The organism is Enterobacter sp. BIDMC92 (genome assembly GCF_001030225.1).
Lineage (GTDB): Bacteria > Pseudomonadota > Gammaproteobacteria > Enterobacterales > Enterobacteriaceae > Enterobacter > Enterobacter sichuanensis.
The window spans coordinates 1,945,662-1,964,890 of the sequence record NZ_KQ087598.1; the positions used below are offsets into that span (position 1 = coordinate 1,945,662).

General features: G+C 54.8%; 22 protein-coding genes and 1 other annotated feature. Of the genes, 15 read left to right on the forward strand and 7 right to left on the reverse strand.

What is annotated here, in order from left to right:
• Positions 1-87: 87 nt before the first annotated feature.
• Positions 88-378, reverse strand: a complete 291-nt coding sequence (gene ghoS, locus SP99_RS09015) for a type V toxin-antitoxin system endoribonuclease antitoxin GhoS (RefSeq protein WP_047958330.1) — start codon at positions 376-378, stop codon at positions 88-90.
• 106 nt (positions 379-484) lie between these two features.
• On the reverse strand, positions 485-1,417 hold the full coding sequence (pfkB, locus tag SP99_RS09020; protein WP_047958331.1) for a 6-phosphofructokinase II: 933 nt from the start codon (positions 1,415-1,417) through the stop codon (positions 485-487).
• A gap of 295 nt (positions 1,418-1,712) precedes the next feature.
• Here pfkB and SP99_RS09025 point away from each other — a divergent pair, with 295 nt between their 5' ends.
• Positions 1,713-2,471, forward strand: coding sequence for a DUF481 domain-containing protein (locus tag SP99_RS09025; RefSeq protein WP_025757344.1), 759 nt, complete (start codon positions 1,713-1,715; stop codon positions 2,469-2,471).
• A gap of 70 nt (positions 2,472-2,541) precedes the next feature.
• On the opposite strand, the gene yniD is transcribed toward SP99_RS09025, so the two are convergent.
• Together yniD and yncL are read right to left on the reverse strand one after the other, a co-directional pair.
• The gene (yniD, locus tag SP99_RS24570; protein ID WP_008500658.1) at positions 2,542-2,649 is read right to left on the reverse strand and encodes a small membrane protein YniD; all 108 of its coding nucleotides are present in this window, start codon (positions 2,647-2,649) and stop codon (positions 2,542-2,544) included.
• A 98-nt stretch (positions 2,650-2,747) separates the two neighbouring features.
• The gene (gene yncL, locus SP99_RS23680) at positions 2,748-2,840 is read right to left on the reverse strand and encodes a stress response membrane protein YncL (RefSeq protein WP_021241082.1); all 93 of its coding nucleotides are present in this window, start codon (positions 2,838-2,840) and stop codon (positions 2,748-2,750) included.
• 322 nt (positions 2,841-3,162) lie between these two features.
• Between yncL and thrS the strand changes: the two genes are divergently transcribed.
• The 14 genes from thrS to selO all read left to right on the forward strand — a co-directional run bounded on the left by thrS (position 3,163) and on the right by selO (position 15,786).
• A complete protein-coding gene (thrS, locus tag SP99_RS09030) occupies positions 3,163-5,091 on the forward strand; it encodes a threonine--tRNA ligase (protein WP_025757343.1) in 1,929 nt (642 codons plus the stop codon).
• Between the two features lie 3 nt (positions 5,092-5,094).
• Positions 5,095-5,637 (forward strand): translation initiation factor IF-3, encoded by a 543-nt coding sequence (gene infC / locus SP99_RS23100; protein WP_023616141.1) that lies wholly within the window; start codon positions 5,095-5,097, stop codon positions 5,635-5,637.
• A gap of 96 nt (positions 5,638-5,733) precedes the next feature.
• On the forward strand, positions 5,734-5,931 hold the full coding sequence (gene rpmI, locus SP99_RS09040; RefSeq protein WP_001124225.1) for a 50S ribosomal protein L35: 198 nt from the start codon (positions 5,734-5,736) through the stop codon (positions 5,929-5,931).
• A 49-nt stretch (positions 5,932-5,980) separates the two neighbouring features.
• On the forward strand, positions 5,981-6,337 hold the full coding sequence (rplT, locus tag SP99_RS09045; RefSeq protein ID WP_000124850.1) for a 50S ribosomal protein L20: 357 nt from the start codon (positions 5,981-5,983) through the stop codon (positions 6,335-6,337).
• 117 nt (positions 6,338-6,454) lie between these two features.
• Positions 6,455-6,578: a sequence feature (Phe leader region), on the forward strand.
• The gene (gene pheM / locus SP99_RS24575) at positions 6,460-6,504 is read left to right on the forward strand and encodes a pheST operon leader peptide PheM (RefSeq protein ID WP_001386830.1); all 45 of its coding nucleotides are present in this window, start codon (positions 6,460-6,462) and stop codon (positions 6,502-6,504) included. Its footprint overlaps the feature before it by 45 nt.
• Positions 6,579-6,618: 40 nt before the next feature.
• Entirely contained in the window at positions 6,619-7,602 is a 984-nt protein-coding gene (gene pheS, locus SP99_RS09050) for a phenylalanine--tRNA ligase subunit alpha (protein ID WP_003857809.1), read from the forward strand.
• A gap of 15 nt (positions 7,603-7,617) precedes the next feature.
• Entirely contained in the window at positions 7,618-10,005 is a 2,388-nt protein-coding gene (gene pheT / locus SP99_RS09055; protein ID WP_047958333.1) for a phenylalanine--tRNA ligase subunit beta, read from the forward strand.
• Positions 10,006-10,009: 4 nt separating this feature from the next.
• Positions 10,010-10,309, forward strand: coding sequence for an integration host factor subunit alpha (gene ihfA / locus SP99_RS09060; RefSeq protein ID WP_003857805.1), 300 nt, complete (start codon positions 10,010-10,012; stop codon positions 10,307-10,309).
• A gap of 103 nt (positions 10,310-10,412) precedes the next feature.
• Complete coding sequence (gene btuC, locus SP99_RS09065) at positions 10,413-11,393, forward strand: vitamin B12 ABC transporter permease BtuC (protein WP_176472011.1); 981 nt, start codon at positions 10,413-10,415, stop codon at positions 11,391-11,393.
• A 35-nt stretch (positions 11,394-11,428) separates the two neighbouring features.
• Positions 11,429-11,980, forward strand: a complete 552-nt coding sequence (locus SP99_RS09070; protein WP_025757339.1) for a glutathione peroxidase — start codon at positions 11,429-11,431, stop codon at positions 11,978-11,980.
• A complete protein-coding gene (gene btuD / locus SP99_RS09075) occupies positions 11,980-12,735 on the forward strand; it encodes a vitamin B12 ABC transporter ATP-binding protein BtuD (RefSeq protein ID WP_047958334.1) in 756 nt (251 codons plus the stop codon). Before SP99_RS09070 ends, btuD begins: the two co-directional genes overlap by 1 nt.
• A 73-nt stretch (positions 12,736-12,808) precedes the next feature.
• A complete protein-coding gene (locus SP99_RS09080) occupies positions 12,809-13,273 on the forward strand; it encodes an NlpC/P60 family protein (protein WP_025757337.1) in 465 nt (154 codons plus the stop codon).
• 292 nt (positions 13,274-13,565) lie between these two features.
• On the forward strand, positions 13,566-14,282 hold the full coding sequence (locus SP99_RS09085) for an EAL domain-containing protein (RefSeq protein WP_047958335.1): 717 nt from the start codon (positions 13,566-13,568) through the stop codon (positions 14,280-14,282).
• A gap of 61 nt (positions 14,283-14,343) precedes the next feature.
• Positions 14,344-15,786, forward strand: coding sequence for a protein adenylyltransferase SelO (gene selO / locus SP99_RS09090; RefSeq protein ID WP_047958336.1), 1,443 nt, complete (start codon positions 14,344-14,346; stop codon positions 15,784-15,786).
• A 38-nt stretch (positions 15,787-15,824) separates the two neighbouring features.
• On the opposite strand, the gene SP99_RS09095 is transcribed toward selO, so the two are convergent.
• The 3 genes from SP99_RS09095 to SP99_RS09105 are packed head-to-tail and all read right to left on the reverse strand — an operon-like array spanning position 15,825 to position 19,223.
• The gene (locus SP99_RS09095; RefSeq protein WP_047958337.1) at positions 15,825-16,595 is read right to left on the reverse strand and encodes a 3-hydroxybutyrate dehydrogenase; all 771 of its coding nucleotides are present in this window, start codon (positions 16,593-16,595) and stop codon (positions 15,825-15,827) included.
• Between the two features lie 10 nt (positions 16,596-16,605).
• Positions 16,606-17,997 (reverse strand): GntP family permease, encoded by a 1,392-nt coding sequence (locus SP99_RS09100; RefSeq protein ID WP_047958338.1) that lies wholly within the window; start codon positions 17,995-17,997, stop codon positions 16,606-16,608.
• Between the two features lie 44 nt (positions 17,998-18,041).
• A complete protein-coding gene (locus SP99_RS09105; protein WP_047958339.1) occupies positions 18,042-19,223 on the reverse strand; it encodes an acetyl-CoA C-acetyltransferase in 1,182 nt (393 codons plus the stop codon).
• Between the last annotated feature and the right edge of the window lie 6 nt (positions 19,224-19,229).

The following is a 19,229-nucleotide window of genomic DNA, read 5'->3' on the forward strand; positions in this document are numbered from 1 at the left end:
TCTGCCAGATCATAAAGTTAGCGCATTATTGCGGTAAAAAAATACGAACTAACGCACACCTGAGCGGTTTAAATTCATGCAGGGCACTTATTGTTCTTTTTTCTGCCAGCTTTCCCAGGTATCGACGTCAATCTCGGTGGGTTTGTCGGTCACACTTTCCACCAGACTGGCGGCCAGCGCATGCACTTCTTCTTTAGTCAGCGCAGAAATGAGACCAAATGCCAGGGTGCCTAAATCGTGAATATTGCCCTCGTCATCCGTGAGCGTGAGGAGAAAATTGGCCCGGGTGAAGGCGTTGTTGAGCTCATTCAGCTCCGTCAACGAGGCTTCATGAAGGTTGACGGTTACGACGTAGCGGGTGATGTCACCACTGCTCATAATTCACCTCATTGTTATCATGGAAGTTTTCTTAGCATAGTCGATAGTTTGCGTTTGGCGACTAAGAGATGACATTCCCCTCCATAACGATGAAGGGGAACGGGCGTTAATCTCGGGACAGGTAATCGACGATTTTTTGCGTATCGGCCAGCGAACATAGACGCGTGCCCTGGTTGATGGTTGCGGCGCTACCCGCCGCCACACCGTAACGCGCCATTTCCAGCAGAGACGCGCCTTGCGCCAGTTTCAGCGTCATCGCGCCAACCATGCTATCCCCGGCGCCAACCGTACTCTGGCTTTTCATTGGCGGTGGGACAACCTGAACGGCCGACGTTTCATCGACGGCCAGTGCCCCCTGAGGGCCCAGAGAGACCACAACGCGTCGTGCTTTGCCGCTGCGTACCAGCTCCTGTGCGGCGGTGCGAACATCATCCGGTTGCGTCAACTCACGGTTGACCAGCGCGCTGAGCTCTTTCTGGTTCGGTTTGACCAGCTCCAGATTGCCCGGCACGAGTGCCGCCTGCAGGGCCTCGCCGCTGCTGTCGACAATGCAGCGGATACCGCGCTGCTGCGCCGCCTGAATAAGCGCGGTTAATTTATCCGTACTCATTCCGGGCGGCAGGCTGCCGCTTATCACCAGCAGTGCGCCGCTTTCTATAGTCAGCACTTTCTCTTCAAGCTGACGAAACTCGTCATCACTGAGCTTCGCGCCGGGCATCACAAAGCGATACTGCTCGCCGCTGGATTCCACGTGCACGTGCAGGTTCTGCCGCGTCCAGTCTTTGGCCTCCACGGTCTCTACGGCGACCTGTTCATCTGCCAGCAAAGAGACCAGGTGTTCGCCAGTGGCGCCGCCGATGGGAAAAATTGCCGTGGCGTGGCCGCCAAGGTGCGTAATGGCGCGCGCCACATTGATACCGCCGCCGCCGGGCTCAAAAACAGGGGCGCTACAGCGCAACTTACCTTCCGGGTAAATCTGCGGCGTCAGGGTTGCGGAATCAAGGGAAGGGGAGAGCGTCAGGGTGTAGATAGAAACCATCATTACCTCCTTTTAGCGTGGGTTCCTATTAGTCTGGCACCCTTTGTCTGGAACGCAATGTAAATAACAGTATGATTTTAAATATGAATATAGACGTAAAGTGAGGCGCGGGATATATAAAATAAAACGCTTTTTGGGATCGTTCTTATTCAAAAAATGAAATAAGAAAACATTGCTATGTTATTTGCGGCTTTTTATAATTTGTTACCTTTCTCTGGACGCCTTGTCATTGATCCTCAAGAAAGATTCCGGGACCGTGTGGTCTCTTTTTTTGTTGTACGGACTCCTTAATAAAATGAAGCTTTTAAAGACAGTTCCCGCTGCACTGATGCTGGCGGGTGGCGTGTTTGCAGCTATGAACGCAGCCGCCGATGATACCGTTTTTACTGTCATGGACGATCCCACCACCGCGAAAAAACCTTTTGAAGGTAACCTGAACGCTGGGTATCTGGCACAATCCGGTAACACCAAAAGCTCCTCTCTGACAGCGGACAGTACGCTCACCTGGTACGGTAACACGACCGCCTGGTCGCTGTGGGGAAATGCCAGCAACACGTCCGCGAATGACGAACGCTCTTCCGAGAAATATGCGGTAGGCGGACGTAGCCGTTACAACATGACCGACTATGACTACCTGTTTGGTCAGGCAAGCTGGTTAACCGACCGCTACAACGGTTATCGCCAGCGCGATGTGTTTACCGCCGGTTATGGTCGCCAGTTCCTGAACGGCCCGGTACACAGCTTCCGTTTTGAATTCGGTCCAGGTGTGCGCTATGACGAGTACACCGATGGCGATACCAAAACCCAACCGCTCGGTTACGCGTCCGGGACCTATGCCTGGCAGATGACTGACAACACCAAATTCACGCAGGGTGTTTCTGTATTTGGTGCCGACGATACGACGCTGAACTCTGAGACGGCGCTGAACGTGGCCATCAACGAACACTTTGGGCTGAAAGTGGCCTACAACGTCACCTGGAACTCGTCACCGCCAGAAACGGCACCGGATCATACCGACCGCAGAACCACGGTTTCACTGGGTTATAAAATGTAATTATGGCGGGCCGATGAAAATGTCGGCCCGTTTCTCATCTCAGGCCAGTTGGCTTTCCTTTTGTTGACGTTTAGCCCCAAATCATCGCCGCCCAGCGAAGTAGCAGCATTGCGCCGCAGATGGCAATCAGCACCAGTACCATTTTCCAGTGTTTTACGGCAAATCGTTTTGTTGGCATAACCTGATCCTTGTTTGTTAACACCCACAGTCTATCAAACAGGGCTGATACATGCCCCTTCACAGGATCGATCAGGTTATGCCAGCGTAGGGTTGGGCTTAGAACCAGTGGAATCGTTCGGCGAGAATCAACAATAAACCTGTCGCTGAAAGGATGTTCAATATCACAACCGTTCTACTGGATACGTTCATGGTATGCACCTTTGGGTTTAAAGATCTGTTCAAGAGTAGCCCAGCATTTCAGGAATGCGAGCACCGGGAATAGGCCACCTGCAAATTCATGCAAAAGTGCCAGCGCATCAATCTGCCAGCAGAGGATGCATACGCCCTGTGATTAGTGTTACCATTACGAAGCCTGCCGTAAATCCGAATTATTCTGATTCTGGCAGGTGAATGATGACGAACCAATTTGACGATTGTTGGTCAGATGGTGTCGTAATCTATTGTCAAATCACGATTATTTTCTTTGTATATGCTCTTATGTGTGGGGCATCACTGCAAATAAGGATATAAAATGCCTGTAATTACTCTTCCTGATGGCAGCCAACGCCATTTCGATCACGCTGTAAGCCCAATGGATGTTGCCCTGGATATCGGTCCGGGTCTCGCGAAAGCGACTATCGCCGGCCGTGTTAACGGTGAACTGGTGGACGCGTCCGATCTCATCGAAAACGATGCGACGCTTGCCATCATCACCGCGAAAGACGAAGAAGGTCTGGAGATCATTCGTCACTCCTGCGCGCATCTGTTAGGTCATGCCATCAAACAGCTGTGGCCCAACACCAAAATGGCGATCGGTCCGGTGATCGACAACGGTTTCTACTACGACGTTGACCTTGACCACACCCTGACTCAGGAAGATATCGACGCGCTCGAAAAACGTATGCACGAGCTCGCCGAAACCAACTATGACGTCATCAAGAAGAAAGTCAGCTGGCACGAAGCGCGTGAAACCTTCGTGAAGCGCGGCGAGAGCTATAAAGTCTCTATTCTTGACGAAAATATCTCCCATGATGACAAGCCTGGCTTGTACCATCACGAAGAATACGTCGACATGTGCCGTGGACCGCACGTGCCGAACATGCGCTTCTGCCATCACTTCAAACTGATGAAGATCGCAGGCGCTTACTGGCGTGGCGACAGCAACAACAAGATGCTGCAGCGTATTTATGGTACCGCGTGGGCCGACAAAAAAGCCCTGAACGCGTACCTGCTGCGCCTGGAAGAGGCCGCGAAGCGTGACCACCGTAAAATCGGTAAGCAGCTTGACCTGTACCACATGCAGGAAGAAGCGCCGGGTATGGTGTTCTGGCATAACGATGGCTGGACCATCTTCCGTGAACTGGAAACCTTCGTACGCTCCAAGCTGAAAGAGTACCAGTATCAGGAAGTGAAAGGTCCGTTCATGATGGACCGTGTGCTATGGGAAAAAACCGGCCACTGGGACAACTACAAAGATGCGATGTTCACCACCTCGTCTGAGAACCGTGAATACTGCATCAAGCCAATGAACTGCCCGGGCCACGTTCAGATCTTCAACCAGGGTCTGAAATCCTACCGCGACCTGCCGCTGCGTATGGCGGAGTTCGGTAGCTGCCACCGTAACGAACCATCAGGTGCTCTGCACGGTCTGATGCGCGTGCGTGGCTTTACTCAGGATGATGCGCATATCTTCTGTACTGAAGACCAGGTCCGTGATGAAGTTAACGCCTGTATTCGTATGGTCTACGATATGTACAGCACCTTTGGCTTCGAGAAGATCGTGGTCAAACTCTCAACGCGCCCGGAAAAACGTATCGGTAGCGATGAGACCTGGGATCGCGCAGAAGCGGATCTCGCCGTGGCACTGGAAGAGAACGGGATTCCGTTTGAATATCAGCTGGGCGAGGGCGCATTCTACGGTCCGAAAATTGAATTTACCCTGTATGACTGCCTCGATCGCGCATGGCAGTGCGGAACGGTACAGCTGGACTTCTCCCTGCCGCAGCGTTTAAGCGCCTCTTATGTTGGCGAAGACAACGAGCGTCAGGTACCGGTTATGATTCACCGTGCAATTCTCGGTTCTCTGGAGCGCTTCATCGGCATCCTGACCGAAGAGTTTGCTGGCTTCTTCCCAACCTGGCTTGCGCCGGTGCAGGTCGTGGTGATGAACATTACCGATTCTCAGGCGGATTACGTTAAAGAATTGACGCAGAAACTACAAAATGCGGGCATTCGCGTAAAAGCAGACTTGAGAAATGAGAAGATTGGCTTTAAAATCCGCGAGCACACTTTACGTCGTGTCCCGTATATGTTGGTCTGTGGTGATAAAGAGGTGGAAGCAGGCAAAGTTGCCGTTCGCACCCGCCGTGGTAAAGACCTGGGCAGCCTGGACGTAAGTGAAGTGATTGAGAAGCTGCAACAAGAGATTCGCAGCCGCAGTCTTCAACAACTGGAGGAATAAGGTATTAAAGGCGGAAAACGAGTTCAAACGGCACGTCCGAATCGTATCAATGGCGAGATTCGCGCCCAGGAAGTTCGCTTAACAGGTCTGGAAGGCGAGCAGCTGGGGATTGTGAGTCTGAGAGAAGCAATCGAAAAGGCTGAAGAAGCTGGAGTAGATTTAGTTGAAATCAGCCCTAACGCCGAACCGCCAGTTTGTCGTATCATGGACTACGGCAAGTTCCTTTATGAAAAGAGTAAGTCTTCTAAGGAACAGAAGAAAAAGCAAAAAGTTATCCAGGTTAAGGAAATCAAATTCCGTCCTGGTACCGACGATGGCGATTATCAGGTAAAACTCCGCAGCCTGATTCGCTTTCTGGAAGATGGCGATAAGGCCAAGATCACACTGCGTTTCCGCGGTCGTGAGATGGCCCACCAACAGATCGGTATGGAAGTGCTTAACCGCGTCCGTGACGATCTGAGTGAACTGGCAGTAGTCGAATCCTTCCCTACGAAGATCGAAGGCCGCCAGATGATCATGGTGCTCGCTCCTAAGAAGAAACAGTAGGCCTTCAAGTAGCATTTCCTGTGGAGCCTTTGAGCTTCACAGGTTTTGTTCGCCTGTGTTTCGTTTATTTAACAATGCGAAGTGGAAGTTATTAAAATGCCAAAAATTAAGACCGTACGCGGTGCTGCTAAGCGCTTCAAAAAAACCGGTAAAGGTGGTTTTAAGCACAAGCACGCTAACCTGCGTCACATTCTGACTAAGAAAGCTACCAAGCGTAAACGTCACCTGCGTCCAAAAGCCATGGTTTCTAAAGGCGATCTGGGCCTGGTTATCGCGTGCCTGCCGTACGCATAAGTCGTTTCGTTTAACTTTTTTAACTTAGAATAGATACAGGAGAGCACACATGGCTCGCGTAAAACGTGGTGTAATTGCACGTGCACGTCACAAGAAAATTTTGAAACAAGCTAAAGGCTACTACGGTGCGCGTTCACGCGTATACCGCGTTGCCTTCCAGGCTGTTATCAAAGCAGGTCAGTACGCTTACCGTGACCGTCGTCAGCGTAAGCGTCAGTTCCGTCAACTGTGGATTGCGCGTATCAACGCAGCAGCACGTCAGAACGGTATTTCTTACAGCAAATTCATCAACGGCCTGAAAAAAGCCTCTGTTGAAATCGACCGTAAGATCCTGGCTGACATCGCAGTATTCGACAAAGTAGCGTTCACCGCTCTGGTCGAAAAAGCGAAAGCAGCACTGGCATAAGCCAGTTGAGAGAGGGGGCCTGGCTCCCTCTTTTCGTTTCAACAGCATCAAAACGTTGACAATTTTTGGGCTACCCTTTTCAATAAGGCGTTAGGTTCCTTACCACACAAGGTAACGCAAGCATGAATGCTGCTATTTTCCGCTTCTTCTTTTACTTTAGCACCTGACATCAGGAGGCTAGCGCGTGAGAGACGAAACGGAAAACAGCGCCAGAAAGCCTCCTGATGGAGGCTTTTTTTGTATCTGCCGCTGGTAAATATCGCTACATAACGAGGAAAATCATGTCACATCTCGCAGAGCTGGTTGCCAGTGCAACAGCCGCCATTAATCAGGCCTCAGATGTTGCCGCGTTAGACAATGTCCGCGTCGAATATCTTGGTAAAAAAGGGCACCTGACCCTTCAGATGACAACCCTGCGTGAACTGCCGGCAGAAGAACGCCCGGCAGCAGGTGCGGTAATTAACGAAGCCAAAGAGCAGGTACAGCAGGCTCTGAACGCGCGTAAGGCTGAGCTGGAAAGCGCGGTGCTGAATGCGCGTCTGGCCGCAGAGACGATCGACGTTTCTCTGCCGGGTCGCCGAATTGAAAACGGTGGTCTGCATCCGGTTACCCGCACTATCGATCGTATTGAAAGTTTCTTCGGTGAGCTCGGCTTTACCGTGGCGACTGGCCCGGAAATTGAAGATGATTACCATAACTTCGATGCCCTGAACATTCCTGGCCATCATCCGGCACGTGCTGACCACGACACTTTCTGGTTCGACGCGACCCGTCTTCTGCGTACCCAGACCTCCGGCGTTCAGATCCGTACCATGAAGGAGCAGGAACCGCCAATCCGCATTATCGCGCCGGGCCGCGTCTATCGTAACGACTACGATCAGACTCACACCCCAATGTTCCACCAGATGGAAGGCCTGATTGTTGATAAAAACATCAGCTTCACCAACCTGAAGGGCACGCTGCATGATTTCCTCAACAACTTCTTTGAGGAAGATCTGCAGGTTCGTTTCCGTCCTTCCTATTTCCCGTTCACTGAACCGTCTGCGGAAGTGGACGTGATGGGTAAAAACGGTAAATGGCTGGAAGTGCTGGGCTGCGGTATGGTGCATCCAAACGTGCTGCGCAACGTGGGCATCGATCCGGAAGTTTACTCTGGCTTTGCGTTCGGTATGGGCATGGAACGTCTGACCATGCTGCGCTACGGCGTGACCGATTTACGTGCATTCTTCGAAAACGATCTGCGTTTCCTCAAACAGTTTAAATAAGGGCAGGACAGAACAATGAAATTCAGTGAACTGTGGTTACGCGAATGGGTTAACACCACGCTGGACAGCGACGCGCTTTCTAACCAGATCACCATGGCGGGTCTGGAAGTGGACGGCGTTGAGCCGGTTTCTGGCGCGTTCAATGGCGTGGTCGTGGGTGAAGTGGTGGAGTGCGGTCAGCACCCTAACGCGGACAAACTGCGCGTAACAAAAGTCAACGTGGGCGGTGACCGTCTGCTGGATATCGTCTGCGGTGCACCAAACTGCCGTCAGGGGCTGAAAGTGGCCGTGGCGACCGTCGGTGCTGTGCTGCCGGGCGATTTCAAAATCAAAGCTGCCAAACTGCGCGGTGAGCCGTCAGAAGGTATGCTGTGCTCGTTCTCTGAGCTGGGGATTTCCGACGATCACAACGGCATCATTGAGCTGCCGCTGGATGCGCCGATCGGTACCGATATCCGCGAATATCTGAAGCTTGATGACAACACCATCGAAATCAGCGTCACGCCAAACCGTGCTGATTGCTTAGGGATTATCGGCGTGGCGCGCGACGTTGCCGTGCTGAACCAGACCGAACTGAACGCGCCGGAGATCGTCCCGGTTGAAGCGACCATCAGTGACGTTCTGCCTATTCAGGTTGATGCAGCGGATGCCTGCCCACGCTACCTCGGTCGTGTGGTGAAAGGCATCAATGTGAAAGCACCAACCCCGCTGTGGATGAAAGAGAAACTGCGTCGCTGTGGTATCCGTTCTATCGATGCGGTGGTTGACGTGACCAACTACGTACTGCTGGAGCTGGGTCAGCCGATGCACGCGTTCGATAAAGATCGTATCGAAGGCGGTATTGTGGTGCGCATGGCGAAAGAGGGTGAAACCCTGGTTCTGCTCGATGGCAGCGAAGCGAAACTGAACGCCGACACGCTGGTGATTGCTGACCACAGCAAAGCGCTGGCGATGGGCGGTATCTTCGGTGGCGAACACTCTGGCGTGAACGATGAGACGCAAAACGTGCTGCTGGAATGTGCATTCTTCAGCCCGCTCTCTATCACCGGTCGCGCACGCCGTCACGGCCTGCACACCGATGCCTCTCACCGTTACGAGCGCGGTGTTGACCCGGCGCTGCAGTACAAAGCGATGGAACGTGCCACCCGTCTGCTGATCGACATCTGCGGCGGTGAAGCGGGCCCGGTGATTGATGTCACCAACGAAGCCACGCTGCCGAAGCGCGCGACCATCACCCTGCGTCGCAGCAAGCTGGATCGCCTGATTGGTCACCACGTACCTGATGCGCAGGTGACTGATATCCTGAAGCGTCTGGGCTGTGAAGTGACCGAAGGTCAGGACGAGTGGCAAGCCGTTGCGCCATCCTGGCGTTTCGACATGGAAATTGAAGAAGATCTGGTGGAAGAAGTGGCCCGCGTGTACGGCTACAACAACATCCCTGATGAGCCTGTGCAGGCGGGTCTGGTGATGGGGACCCACCGTGAAGCCGACCTGTCCCTGAAGCGTGTGAAAACCATGCTGAACGACAAAGGCTACCAGGAAGTGATCACCTACAGCTTTGTTGATCCAAAACTGCAGCAACTGATCCACCCGGGTCAGGAAGCCCTGATCCTGCCAAGCCCAATCTCCAGCGAAATGTCGGCTATGCGTCTGTCTCTGTGGACCGGCCTGCTGGGCACTGTCGTTTATAACCAGAATCGCCAGCAAAACCGCGTGCGAATTTTCGAAAGCGGTTTGCGCTTTGTGCCGGATAATCAGGCAAATTTAGGCATCCGTCAGGATCTTATGCTGGCTGGTGCGATTAGCGGTAACCGCTATGAAGAGCACTGGGACCTGGCAAAAGGCACGGTTGATTTCTACGATATGAAGGGCGATCTGGAAGCGATTCTCGATCTGACCGGTAAATTATCTGAAATTGAATTCCGCGCAGAAGCCATCCCGGCCCTGCATCCGGGTCAGAGTGCAGCCATCTATTTAGCCGACAAACGTGTTGGTTTTATTGGCGTTGTTCACCCTGAGCTGGAGCGTAAACTGGACCTGAACGGCCGTACCATCGTGTTTGAGCTGGAGTGGAACATGGTGGCAGACCGCGTGATCCCTCAGGCTCAGGACGTCTCCCGCTTCCCGGCAAACCGCCGTGATATCGCGGTTGTGGTCGCCGAAAATGTGCCTGCAGCAGATATTTTGGCCGAATGTAAGAAAGTTGGCGTAAATCAGGTAGTTGGCGTAAACTTATTTGACGTGTACCGCGGCAAGGGCGTAGCAGAAGGTTTCAAGAGCCTCGCTATCAGCCTTATCCTTCAGGATACCAGCCGTACACTCGAAGAAGAGGAGATTGCCGCTACCGTCGCCAAATGTGTAGAGGCATTAAAAGAGCGATTCCAGGCATCATTGAGGGATTGAACCTATGGCGCTTACAAAAGCTGAAATGTCAGAATATCTGTTTGATAAGCTTGGGCTTAGCAAACGGGATGCTAAAGAGCTGGTAGAGCTGTTTTTCGAAGAGATCCGTCGTGCTCTGGAAAATGGTGAGCAGGTAAAACTCTCCGGCTTTGGCAATTTTGATTTGCGAGACAAAAACCAACGTCCGGGTCGTAACCCGAAGACGGGGGAAGATATTCCCATTACAGCCCGCCGCGTGGTGACCTTCAGACCCGGCCAGAAGTTAAAAAGCCGTGTCGAAAACGCAACGCCCAAAGCAGAGTAATATGAACTAACTAAAAAGGCCGCCCATGCGGCCTTTTTTCTTTGCGCTCCCTGGCAAACCCGCCGTAAAATCAATGATATCTCTCGCAAATAAAACCGACTCCATGCTTGATTACGCCCATCGCCAGCACCGTTCCGATCAACGTCGCCTGCTTTTACTGGTGCTGCTGCTCATTGTCGCCGCAGGGGTTAGCCTCTGTGCCGGTGACAGGTGGATAGGGCCTGAGAGCTGGTGGGGGCCAGACGGACAACTCTTTGTCTGGCAAATTCGTCTGCCGCGCACCGTCGCGGTGATGCTGGTGGGGGCCGCGCTGGCGCTGGGCGGCACCATTATGCAGGCGTTATTTGATAACCCGCTGGCGGAACCGGGGCTGCTCGGCGTCTCGAACGGGGCTGGCGTGGGGCTGATTGCCGCGGTGATGCTAGGTGGGGGAGAGCTCTCCGGGTGGAGTATTAGCCTGAGCGCCATTCTCGGCGCATTACTGATCACGGTCATCCTGCTTCGCTTCGCCAGACGGCACTTATCGACCAGCCGTCTGCTGCTTGCCGGCGTGGCGCTCGGGATTATCTGCAGCGCGCTGATGACCTGGGCCGTCTACTTCTCAACCTCCTTTGACCTGCGACAGCTCATGTACTGGATGATGGGCGGCTTTGGCGGCGTTGACTGGCACCAGGGCTGGCTTATGGTGCTGTTGGTGCCGGTTATCGTGTGGGTTGCCCTGCAGGCGCAGCCGCTGAATATGCTCGCGCTGGGTGAAACCTCTGCCCGTCAGCTCGGTATGCCGATTGGGTTCTGGCGTAATGTGCTGGTCATTGCCATTGGCTGGCTGGTCGGCGTCAGCGTCGCCCTCGCGGGGGCAATTGGTTTTATTGGGCTGGTGATCCCGCACATGCTGCGCCTGTGTGGCCTCACTGACCACCGAACCTTGCTTCCGGCCTCGGCTGTTGCCGGGGCCGTCACGCTGCTGGTGGCCGATATCATCGCCCGGCTTGCCCTGACAGCCGCAGAGTTGCCCATTGGCGTGGTGACCGCCACGCTGGGCGCGCCGGTCTTTATCTGGCTACTATTAAAAGCTGGACGTTAAATCACGATACCCGTAAGACAACCTGAGGGAATGCTATGCAGTCAGATATCCTGAATACTGAAGTGACCACCATTGATGGCGATAACACCACGCTGGAAGGCTACAAAGGCAACGTGTTGCTTATCGTCAACGTGGCATCCAAATGTGGCCTGACGCCGCAGTACGAGCAGCTGGAGAACATTCAGAAGGCCTGGGAGAAGGACGGATTCACCGTGCTGGGGTTCCCGTGCAACCAGTTCCTGGGCCAGGAGCCGGGCAGCGAAGAGGAAATTAAAACGTTCTGTAGCACCACCTACGGCGTCACGTTCCCGCTGTTCAGCAAAATTGATGTCAACGGTGAACATCGTCATCCGCTGTACGCGAAGCTGATCGCTGCCGCACCGAAAGCCGTTGCGCCGGAAGGAAGCGGTTTTTATGAACGTATGGCCAGCAAAGGCCGCGCGCCGCTCTACCCGGATGACATTCTGTGGAACTTCGAAAAATTCCTGATTGGTCGTGATGGCCAAGTGGTGCAACGTTTTTCACCGGATATGACGCCTGAGGATCCGATTGTGATGGAATCTATCAAGCTGGCGCTGGCGAAATAATGTCACTGCTGATGCAGCTCACGGACGTAGCCGAAAAGGGACGTCTGGCGCCGGTAACCGGTACCGTCAATGCGGGTGAAATTCTGCATCTTGTCGGGCCGAACGGCGCGGGCAAGAGCACGCTGCTGGCGCGGATGGCAGGCCTGGTTGGTGGTGAAGGGCAGGTAACGCTGCTGGGGCATCCCCTCACCGACTGGACGCCAGTCTCGCTGGCGCACCGGCGCAGTTACCTTGTGCAGCAGCAGACACCGCCCTTTGCGATGCCTGTCTGGCACTACCTGACGCTGCATTTGCATGATAAACACCATACGGCGCTGCTGACGGACGTGGCTGCCGCCCTGGGGCTGGAAGATAAACTGGCTCGTCAAGCCAGGCAGCTTTCGGGTGGAGAGTGGCAGCGGGTGCGTCTGGCGGCCGCAATCGTGCAGATCCACCCGGCCGGTAATCCTCACGGGCGGCTGCTGCTGCTTGATGAACCGATGAGCGGTCTGGATGTGGCGCAGCAGGCGGCACTGGATACGCTGCTAAGCACCCTGAGCCGAAAAGGCATCGCCGTGGTAATGAGCAGTCATGACCTCAACCATACCTTGCGTCATGCCCACCGGGTATGGTTGCTGTCGAAGGGAAACATGATCGCCAGCGGGACGCGGGATCAGGTTCTCACGCCACCCAATCTTGCCCGCGCGTACAATATGGCGTTCCGCAGGCTGGATATAGAGGGACATAAGATGCTGATTTCTACCGGGCAGGAGTAACCGTTTCTTGCCTGTTCACACACTTGCACGCTAAATTACGAAAAGAACAAAAAAAGCAGAGGATTCGTCTGAAATGCGATTCTGGTTTCTCCTGATGGCTGCACTCTTTCTTGCGGGATGCAGTAGCCATCGTGCTCCGCCGCCTAACCCACGGCTTTCAGATTCGATCACCGTCATTGCCAGCCTTAACGATCAGCTGAGCAACTGGCGCGGCACGCCTTATCGCTACGGCGGCATGAGCCGTGGCGGGGTGGATTGTTCCGGCTTTGTGCTGATGACGTTTCGCGATAAGTTTGATTTACAGCTGCCGCGCGAAACGCGTAAACAGGCTGAAATCGGTACGGAAATTGATAAAGACGATCTTCTGCCGGGGGATCTGGTTTTCTTCAAAACCGGGTCGGGTGAAAGCGGTCTCCATGTGGGGATATATGATACAGACAATCAGTTTATTCACGCGTCGACCAGTCGCGGGGTGATGCGTTCTTCTCTGGATAATGTTTACTGGCGTAAAAGTTTTTGGCAGGCTCGACGTATTTAGTCGCCGCCGGACGCCTCTTATGACGGCAGGGTAACTAATAAATCATGCCGTTTTTTCTCAAATAAGATGATTAAAGTTAAATTTACCTAAAATTAGCTTAGCCCGCATGTGTCTGTTTTATCTAAAACTGGCTATTATTCTACAACCAGGATAAGATTATTTTAGATTCAGGGATAAATCTGAAAATTAATACGGAACTAATGAAATTAATCTTATTAAAATCAAGACAGTGGAATTGTATCAGCAATTGCTCCAGGATGTCCTCTCTCATCTTTAATGCGGGGCGAGTGCAATGATTATTACGCTAGATAATGCTTACCAGTCTGAACTGTTGCTTCAGCCTGCCCGTAATAGCGCAGGTGAGCTGAAAGGTTTAGACATTTTGGTTAACTTTACTGGCGTCGGCAGCGAAGTGAGGATCCCTACTGAACTCGTTATCCCGCGGCTTTCCGAGGCGGAAGAGTTAGCGCTGTTTAACGAAAAACTGCAATTGCTTGATACCTGTAAACTGTTTTTTATTCAGCATCAGTTAATTGCATGGATCAATATTACACCTGTAATTGTTGAGTTTTTATTAAGTAATGGAAACGCTGTTTCAATTCTTGAGCGCTATCCGTTTCTGGAGTTTACTGTTAATGAGAATTATCCAGGTTTAAATAACGGAAAGGACGATCTGCAGCTGGCAAGAATGGCGATCCATTTCCCGTTGGTCCTGGCAAACTTTGGCGCAGGCGCAGCATCGCTCAAAGCGGTCTATGATGGATTATTCAAACGGGTCATTCTCGATAAAGGATTCATTCAGCAGCGTGCTCAGGAACTCTCCTTTGAGCCCTTTATGCGCGCAATCCTCTGGCAAATCACGCCGCACTGCCAGTCGGTGATCGTCTCGGGCATTGACGATCACGCCCTGTTGCAGCGCGTCCTGTCCTTCAATTTTGGTGCCATGCAGGGGGCGCTGTGGCCTGCCGTCTCTGCTGAACACGTCACCACGCTGGTTCAGCAGCGATAACCCTTGCTTTCGCCCGTGTTTAAGACCGGGTAAACCCTCTACACTAAAAGCAGGAGGACTTATGACCCTGTCTTTTACTGCTCACTGGCATGACGAGTTGCCTGGTTTTTACACCGCACTCAAACCGACACCGCTACAAAATTCCCGTCTCATCTGGCATAACGATCGGCTGGCAGACGAGCTGGCTATTCCACCCGCGCTGTTTCAGCGTTCAGACGGCGCTGGCGTCTGGGGCGGCGAAACGCTACTCCCCGGGATGCAACCCCTGGCTCAGGTCTACAGCGGGCATCAGTTTGGCGTCTGGGCGGGTCAACTGGGCGACGGCAGGGGGATCCTGCTCGGCGAACAACAGCTTCCCAACGGGGAGACGGTTGACTGGCACCTGAAAGGCGCAGGGCTGACTCCCTATTCACGCATGGGCGACGGGCGCGCGGTACTGCGTTCAACGATTCGTGAATGCCTGGCATCTGAAGCGATGCATGCGCTGGGTATTCCAACGACCCGTGCGCTGTCGATTGTCACCAGCGATACGCCGGTCGCGCGTGAAACGATGGAAAAAGGGGCCATGCTGATGCGCATTGCGCAAAGCCATCTGCGCTTCGGTCATTTTGAGCACTTTTATTATCGCCGCGAGCCGGACAAGGTTCGCCAGCTTGCGGATTTTGCCATCCGTCACCACTGGCCGCATTTGCAGGACGAGGCGGATAAATACGTTCTCTGGTTCAGGGATGTGGTGGCCCGCACGGCCACGATGATCGCACGCTGGCAAACGGTGGGCTTTGCCCATGGCGTCATGAATACGGACAACATGTCGATCCTCGGGCTGACCTTCGATTACGGTCCGTTTGGTTTCCTCGATGATTATCAGCCGGGGTATATCTGCAACCACTCCGACTACCAGGGGCGCTACAGCTTTGACAATCAACCGGCTGTGGGTCTGTGGAATCTGCAGCGTCTTGCGCAATCCCTGTCGCCGTTTATCGACGTGGATGCCCTCAATGATGCGCTTGATGGCTATCAGGAGACATTGCTGCGCGAATACGGCACGCTGATGCGCAACAAGCTGGGGCTGATGACCCAGGAGAAAGGCGATAACGATATCCTGAATGGTCTGTTTACCCTTATGGCGCGTGAGGGCAGCGATTATACCCGTACCTTCCGCATGCTGGGCCAGACGGAGCAGCGCAGTCCTGCCTCGCCGCTGCGTGATGAATTTATCGACCGACAGGCGTTTGACGACTGGTTTACTCAGTACCGCACGCGGCTTCAGCAGGAGCAGGTGGATGACGCTACCCGCCAGAGGCAGATGAACGCGGCGAACCCGGCGATGGTGTTGCGCAACTGGCTGGCGCAGCGGGCGATTGAGCAGGCAGAGCAGGGGGAATACGCTGAGTTACACCGTCTGCATGTGGCGTTGCGCACGCCGTTTGCCGACCGGGATGATGATTACGTCAGCCGCCCCCCTGACTGGGGCAAGCGGCTGGAGGTCAGCTGCTCAAGCTAGTCTTTTGCCGGGTGGCGCTACTCTACCCGGCCTGGATATTACTGAGCGACCCAGCCGCCATCCATATTCCACGCTGCGCCGCGAACGTTAACGGCGCTGTCGCTACATAAAAACAGCGTCAACTCACCCAGCTGTTCCGGGGTAACAAACTCCCCGGAAGGTTGTTTCTCGCTCAGAAGCTGGTCGCGCGCCAGATCCGGCGCGACGCCCTGGGCAATACGTTTGTCGATCTGCTGTTGCACCAGCGGAGTCAGTACCCAACCGGGGCAGAGCGCATTTGCGGTAATACCGGTGCGCGCGGTTTCCAGTGCCAGTGACTTCGTAAAACCCACCACCCCATGCTTGGCAGCAACGTAGGCTGACTTCTCTTTTGAGGCCACCAGGCCGTGAACGGAGGCGATATTAATGATGCGCCCCCAGTTTTTCTCCCGCATGGCAGGCAGCGCCAACCGGCTGGTGTGGAACACAGCGGAAAGATTAATGGCGATAATGTCATTCCATTTTTCAACCGGAAACGCCTCAACCGGAGCCACATGCTGAATCCCGGCGTTATTGACCAGAATATCCACCCCGCCAAACTGCGTTTCGGCGTAGCGCATCATGGCTTCAATCTGCAGGACATCACGCAGGTCCGCATCGTGATAGCCCGGTTTTTTGCCCAGTTGCGCGATCTCTGCGCGCGCCGCTTCGCTGTCACCGAAGCCGTTAAGAATTAATTGTGCCCCGGCTTTCGCCAGTCCCCGGGCGATCCCCAGGCCAATGCCGCTGGTTGAGCCGGTCACCAGTGCGGTTTTACCGTTCAGATTCATCTTTTTCTCCTTACACAATGCCGGTCAGATAGAACACGGCAATGACAAAAAGCACTGCCAGACTTTTAATGATAGTGATAGCGAAAATGCCGCCGTAGGCCTGACGATGGCTCAGACCGGTGATCGCCAGTAAGGTGATCACCGCGCCGTTATGGGGAAGGGTATCCATCCCGCCGCTGGCCATGGAGGCTACGCGATGCAGCACCTCAAGAGGAATATGGGCCGCGTGGGCGGCGGCAACAAACGTGTCGGCCATGGCCGCGAGAGCAATGCTCATACCGCCGGACGCCGAACCGGTGATCCCTGCGAGAACGGTCACGCTGATGGCTTCATTGAGTAACGGATTTGGAATGGCCGCCAGCGCGTGGGATAACACCAGAAAACCGGGCAGGGCGGCTATCACCGCGCCAAAACCGTATTCCGAGGCGGTATTCATCGCGGCCAGAATGGCCCCGCTGACCGCCGTGCGGCTGCCTTCCGCCAGACGTCCGCGGATATTGCGAAAGCCAAAAACCAGCACCAGCACGATACCGGCGATCAGCGCCGCTTCCACGGCCCAGATGGCGGTGATCTTACTTACCTCGGTCACAATCGGCTTTGCCAGTCCGGGCAGGGTCAGCTCGTGGCTGGTGCCGTACCAGCCGGGGATCCAGCGGGTAAGCAGCAGGTTGAGGATCCCGACCAGCAGCAGAGGAGAGAGGGCAATCAGCGGGTGAGGAAGGTTAATGTCGTCCGGCGTTTCCGGTTCATTTTTCAGATCTGTGCCGTACCCCTCGTTGTTCTGGAGCGCTTTGCGGCGCTGGCGCTCCAGCCAGAGCAGACCAAAACAGATAATAAACAGCGAACCAATCAGCCCCAGCCACGGCGCGGCCCAGGCGTTTGTGCCAAAAAAACTGGTGGGGATAATGTTCTGGATCTGCGGCGTACCGGGCAGGGCATCCATGGTAAACGAGAATGCCCCGAGCGCCACGGTGGCCGGGAGCAGCCGTTTCGGGATGCCGCTCTGGCGGAACAGCTCGGCGGCAAAGGGATAAACCGCAAACGCCACCACAAACAGCGATACGCCGCCGTAGGTTAACAGCGCGCACACCAGGACAATCACCGGGATGGCGTGACGCCGCCCGAGGATCCGAATCGCTGCGGCGACGATAGCGCGCGAGAAGCCGGAAAGTTCAATCAGCTTGCCAAACACGGCACCCAGCAGGAACACCGGGAAGTACAGCTTGACGAAGCCGACCATTTTTTCCATAAACAGCCCGGTAAACGTCGGGCCGACGGCGCCAGGATCGGTCAGCAGCACGGCGCCGAGCGCCGCAATCGGGGCAAACAAAATCACGCTGTATCCGCGATAGGCCGCCAGCATCAGCAGTGCCAGCGCCGCCAGGGCAATTAACACACTCATTACGACTCCTCACTTTAATTATTATTCGGGTACCAACGAGAGGCTTAACGCTCGACGGTCAGGGCGATGCCTTGTCCGCCGCCTATGCACAGGGTAACGAGCCCTTTTTTAACGTCGCGGCGCTGCATTTCGTACAGCAGCGTCACGAGGATGCGGCAGCCGGAGGCGCCAATCGGATGACCAAGAGCAATCGCGCCGCCGTTTACATTCACCTTGCGCTCATCCCAGCCGAGCTGCTTGCCCACCGCCAGCGCCTGCGCGGCAAAGGCTTCATTGGCTTCAATGAGATCCACCTCATCCAGCGTCCAGCCCGCCCGCGCCAGCGCCGTCTGGCAGGCGCTCACCGGACCGATGCCCATCACCGACGGGTCAACCCCCGTCACGGCGTAACTCACAATGCGACCGAGGATCGGCAGTCCGCTCTGCCGCGCATTTTCTTCGCTCATCAGCAGTACCGCAGCGGCACCGTCATTGAGCGTCGAAGCATTTCCCGCCGTGACCGTGCCTTCCTCGCGTAAAAATGCGGGGCGCAGTTGCGCAAGCTGCTCAGCGGTGGTCTCTGGTCGGGGCTGTTCATCACAACGAATAACCCGCGGTGGCTTTTTGCCCTCTTTCACCGTGACTGGCGCTATCTCGGCGTCAAACCGACCGGACGCAATGGCGGCCGCCACTTTTTGCTGCGACCGGGCGGCGAAATCATCCTGCTGTTCGCGGGAAATACCGTACTGCCGGGCAACGTTTTCAGCGGTGATACCCATGTGGTAATCGTTGAATGCATCCCACAAACCATCGGTAATCATGCTGTCCTGCAGACCCGTATGGCCAAACCGCAAACCTGACCGCGCCCCGTCCAGCAGATAGGGGGCGTTGCTCATGCTCTCCTGACCGCCTGCGATAACTACCCCGGCGTCGCCGCTGCGGATCGCCTGCGCGGCGAGTTGCACCGCTTTCAGGCCCGCGCCGCACACCAGATTGACCGTTGTCGCTGGCGTGCTGACGGGTAACCCGGCGGCGATGGCCGTCTGACGCGCCGGGTTTTGTCCACATCCCGCCGTCAGCACCTGACCGAAAATCACGTCGTCAATCTTCCCTTTATCAAGACCGCTGCTCTCAAGCAGGTGACGTACCGCGACAGCCCCCAGCTCAACCGCAGAGAGGGAGGCGAGCGATCCGCGAAAACTGCCGACAGGGGTACGCGTTGCCCCGACAATCATGACCTGTTTCATCCGAAG